This window comes from Streptomyces sp. FH025, assembly GCF_017427025.1.
GTDB lineage: Bacteria > Actinomycetota > Actinomycetes > Streptomycetales > Streptomycetaceae > Kitasatospora.
Map to the genome: position 1 here is coordinate 1 of NZ_JAFLNG010000626.1, position 4,582 is coordinate 4,582.

General features: G+C 70.4%; 2 protein-coding genes and 1 pseudogene. 1 reads left to right on the top strand and 2 read right to left on the bottom strand.

Annotation, left to right across the window (positions count from 1 at the left end; all coding sequences use genetic code 11):
* A pseudogene (locus tag J0670_RS30845) lies at positions 1-422 on the bottom strand (hypothetical protein); the annotation flags it as partial.
* Positions 423-951: 529 nt separating this feature from the next.
* Entirely contained in the window at positions 952-2,292 is a 1,341-nt protein-coding gene (gene gabT, locus J0670_RS30850) for a 4-aminobutyrate--2-oxoglutarate transaminase (RefSeq protein WP_207815090.1), read from the bottom strand.
* Positions 2,293-2,533: 241 nt separating this feature from the next.
* On the opposite strand from gabT, the gene J0670_RS30855 reads away from it, so the two are divergent.
* A partial coding sequence (locus J0670_RS30855; RefSeq protein ID WP_207815092.1) for an ATP-binding protein occupies positions 2,534-4,582 on the top strand: 2,049 nt, incomplete at its 3' end.

Here is a 4,582-nt window from a genome sequence, read left to right on the forward strand (position 1 = left end):
TACGAGAACGTCGCGGTCGCGGTGTGTCCGGACGGGTACCAACCCCACTGCCCCGGCACCAGCGGCTCCCCGAGCGGCCCCGGCCGGGCGAACGCCGCCTTCGCCGGGACCACCAGCAACGGGATCAACCCCGAGGTCAGCACCGCCACCGGCAGTGGCAGCCACCAGCGTGCCGCCCCCGCCCGGTGCCACCACCAGGCGGCCAACGCGCCGGCCGCCAGCAGCACCGGGACGGCCGGGACGGCGCTGCCCAGGTCCGACAGCAGGTGGCCGAGACGGTCGATCAGGGCGTCGGGGTGGTCGTGGTGCGCCGACCGCACGGCCGCGCGGACCGAGCGGTCCAGGCCGAGCAACGGCCCGTCCACCGCGACCTGCCAGGACACCGCCAGCAGTACGACCGCCGCCACCACCGGCAGCGCCACCGACCGGGCCACCCGGGCCGGGACGGCGAACAGCCGCCCCGGAGCAGGGGGGAGAGCTCCGGGGCGGCTCTGATGATCGCCGTTCCGCGCGTCCCGGGGGGTGTGGGTCGGACGGTCGGTCGATCGGCCTTCGGTGTGTGCCGGCCCTTCCGGGGCGGCCTGGTCGTCCTCGCGGCGTCCGCGCGGACCCGACCCCGAAGGGGGCTCCACAGGCGGCTCCGCCATTGGCTGAGGCTCGCTGTCCATCTGCGATGACACTACGTCAACCGCCCTTCCGCGCCGAGCGCCTTCAGCGATTCCGCACATCATCTTCACCCCGCCCGGGGCAACCTCCGGGGCGTCCCGTCGATCATGCCCGACCGTCGCACCGGCCCCTCGTGCCGGCCCCTCGTGCCGGCCCCCTCGTACCGGTTGCTCACCCGTCCCCGTACAACCGAACGGCCCGTGCGGACCAGAGGTCCCACGGGCCGTTCAGCGCTGTCCGGACAACCCTCCGGAGGGGGGTTCACGACCTGACGGACGACACCGCTCAGACGGCGGCGAACGCGCCCTCCAGGATGTCCAGGCCCTCGTTCAGCAGGTGCTCCGGGATGACCAGCGGCGGCAGGAAGCGCAGCACGTTGCCGTAGGTGCCGGCGGTCAGCACGACCAGACCCTCGGCGTGGCAGGCCTTGGCGATGGCGGCGGTGGCCTCCGCGTTCGGCTCCTTGCCGCCCGCCTTCACCAGCTCGACGGCGATCATCGCGCCGCGGCCGCGGACCTCACCGATGATCTCGTACTTCTCCTGCATGGCCCGCAGACGGCCCAGCATGATCTCGCCGATCCGCTGCGCCTTGCCCTTGAGGTCCTGCTCCTTCATGGTCTCGATGGCGCCCAGCGCGGCGGCGCAGGCCACCGGGTTGCCGCCGTAGGTGCCGCCCAGGCCACCGGTCTGCGCGGCGTCCATGATCTCGGCGCGGCCGGTCACCGCGGACAGCGGCAGACCGCCGGCGATGCCCTTGGCGGTGGTGATCAGGTCCGGGACGATGCCCTCGTCCTCGCAGGCGAACCACTGGCCGGTGCGGCAGAAACCGGTCTGGATCTCGTCCGCGACGAACACGATGCCGTTCGCCTTCGCGAACTCCACGATCGCCGGCAGGAAGCCCTTGGCCGGCTCGATGAAGCCGCCCTCGCCCTGGATCGGCTCGATGATGATCGCGGCGACGTTCTCGGCGCCGATCTGCTTGTTGATGGTGTCGATCGCCTGGGCGGCGGCCTCGGCGGCGGCGTTCTCCGCACCGGTCAGCCAGCGGTACGGGTAGGCGACCGGCACCCGGTAGATCTCGGGGGCGAACGGACCGAAGCCCTGCTTGTACGGCATGTTCTTCGCCGTCAGCGCCAGGGTGAGGTTGGTGCGGCCGTGGTAGCCGTGGTCGAACACGACGACGGCCTGGCGCTTGGTGTAGGCGCGGGCGATCTTCACCGCGTTCTCGACGGCCTCGGAGCCGGAGTTGAACAGCGCGGTGCGCTTCTCGTGGTCGCCCGGGGTCAGCTCGTTCAGCTGCTCGGCGACGGCCACGTAACCCTCGTACGGGGTCACCATGAAGCAGGTGTGGGTGAAGTTGGCCAGCTGCTCGGTCGTCCGGGCCACCACGGCCTCGGCGCTGTTGCCGACGTTGGTCACGGCGATGCCGGAGCCGAAGTCAATCAGCGAGTTGCCGTCCACGTCCTCCAGCACGCCGCCGTTGGCACGGGTGACGTACACCGGCAGGGTGGTGCCGACGCCGGCCGCCACCGCACCCAGCTTGCGGGCCTGCAGCTCCTGCGACTTCGGACCGGGGATCGCGGTGACCAGGCGGCGCTCCTGCGGGAGCGGCGTTACGGCGCTCATGGGGTTTCTCCAGACTTCTCGGCTCGGTGCTTCGCAGGCTACGGCCGCCTTCGCCGACCAGGCATGCGCCACTCGGTAGCACTCCGCCGTCCGACTTGTCCGGCACGGCCAGCGCGGGTGGCGCGACTACCCGCCGGGCCCGCTCCACTACCCTGAGCGCGGGCGTGTCGCCGGTACGGCGGCATGGGTATGGCGGCACCGACGGCGGTCGGGCCGGGCGGGCGAGGGAGCGGGGCCGTACATGGCACAGGACGGGTCACACCACCACGTCGAGCGCACCACCACCAGACCCCCCACCCCCCTGCCACACCAACGGCCCGGCGTCGTGGAGGGCGCGAACTTCGACCTGCCGGCGTGGGTGGCGATTCCGCGTCCTGAGGCGGAGCCCGGAATCTTCCGGCAGGGGTATGAACGGGTGGATCCCGTGGAGGCCGAAGAAGCGAAGGTGCCCACGGGGCAACTGCTGTGGCGTGCCGGGTTGAACCTCATCGCGACGATCGCGACGTACTACATCGGCACGTTCGTGCTCATGTGGGCGACGGGGCTGCTCGGCTGGTTCGCGGGGACGTCGCCGGAACAGTTCAACACCGTGCAGATTCTCATCAACCTCGTCACCATCAGCTGCGCGGCTGCGGTGTTTTGGCGCACCGGGAGGTGGCGGGAGGTCGGGCGCCGCTTCCTCACACGAGCGGGGTGGCGGAAGAACGTCGCTCCAGTGCTCGCTCGCGCCATTACCCACGAGGGGTCCGCTCCGGCTGGACACCCCGTAGACACCGAGCGGGCGCTCGTGGCCGATCCGTGGTTGGCCCAGCGGTCTTGCGGTGCATCGGCGGCAGCCGAGAAGCTGGATCAGGTGACGGTCGGAGATGTCGACTACGTCCGAATTCAGCGGGCGTGGGAGTCCGCCCAGGCGAATGCCGCCTTCCTCCCCGCTTTTGTCGATCAGGTGCTCGCACGGGGCGGTGCGGCATTCTCGCATCCGTCGGAGGCCCGGGACCTGGCGACTCGAAGGGCCTGGCACGACCTGTTGCTCCAGCAGGTTCGGTTGGGGACGACGCAGGACGTGGTGAAGAACCCCCAGACCCACCGGTCGACCGGGTTCGCGCTGGATCCCACGGTCCTCGGCACGTCGCTGCTGGCCGTCGGCCCGGCGGGTACAGGTAAGACGGCTCGACTGGCTCGGCCTGTCACGGAGACGCTGTGCCTGCAGGCACTGGCGGGAACGGCATGCGTCGTCGTGATCGGAGCAGCGGATGCGGATCTCGGTCCGGATTCCTGGTACGACGTGGTGATTGCGCCAGGCGATCAGGGTTCGATCTACGGACTGGATCTCTACGGTGCGACGCAGGACCCGGACGAAGCGGCGGCCAGGTTGGCCGACGCCCTACTGCCGGACGAACTGACCGCGCGCGCGGAAAGCGTCCGAACGACACTTCAGCAGGTGGTCGGCCCGTTTAACACCGCGTACCAGCGGTACCCCGGTGTCCGTGAACTGAGAGCCTTGCTCTCCGGGGAGCCGGAGACGATGGAACCGCTCGTCAAGGCCCTTCGCGAGAGCGGCCAGTTGGCGATCTACGAGCGGGACCTTGAGTACCGGCAACGACAGCAGGGCCGTGCCGATGACCCGGGTGTCTTGCTGGCGGACAGGCTGGCACTGCTTGATCGGCCGGCCTTCGAAGGAGCCTTCGCCACCGATGGCACGGGCCGTCTGCCCTTTGCCATGCGGGTACTCGACCACCCCCTCCGGGTCCGGGTGAAGCTTCCCGATCGGAGCCATCCGGAAGCCGCCCGGATTCTCTCCCGTCTAGTGGTGGGGCAGTTCGTCGTAGCGGCGGCTGCTCGCCGGGATCGTTCGCTGTTCGCCGGGTTGGTGGTGGATGACGCGTCCGCAGCGTTGGACGCCAACACCGTCCGAGGCCTCCAGCGGATGCGGGGGACGAATGCCGGAGCCGTACTCCTGCTGCGCACCCTAATGGACCTGCCCGAAGCGCTGAGGACTCCACTGTTCGGGGCTGTTGGCTGCCGGATGGTCTTTCCGGGTATCGCCCCGTGGGACGGGAAGTTCTTCTCCGAGGCGTGGGGTACGCACGTCGTTCACGAAACCGAGGTGACCCACACCCCCGACACCTCCGGTGGGGTGATACGGCGGGCCGGGCGGATGGGGCGGAAGGCGTTGTCGGGGACGACGGCGCAGACGGAGTCGGTGACGACGCGGGACGTGGAGCGGCTGCGGTGGTCGCCGTCGGATCTGGCGCACGCGTTGCCGGCGGGGCATGCGGTGGTGTCGCTG

Excerpts from the sequence above, each read along its gene's own strand:
- gabT (WP_207815090.1), bottom strand. The coding sequence starts at position 2,292 with ATGAGCGCCGTAACGCCGCTCCCGCAGGAGCGCCGCCTGGTCACCGCG.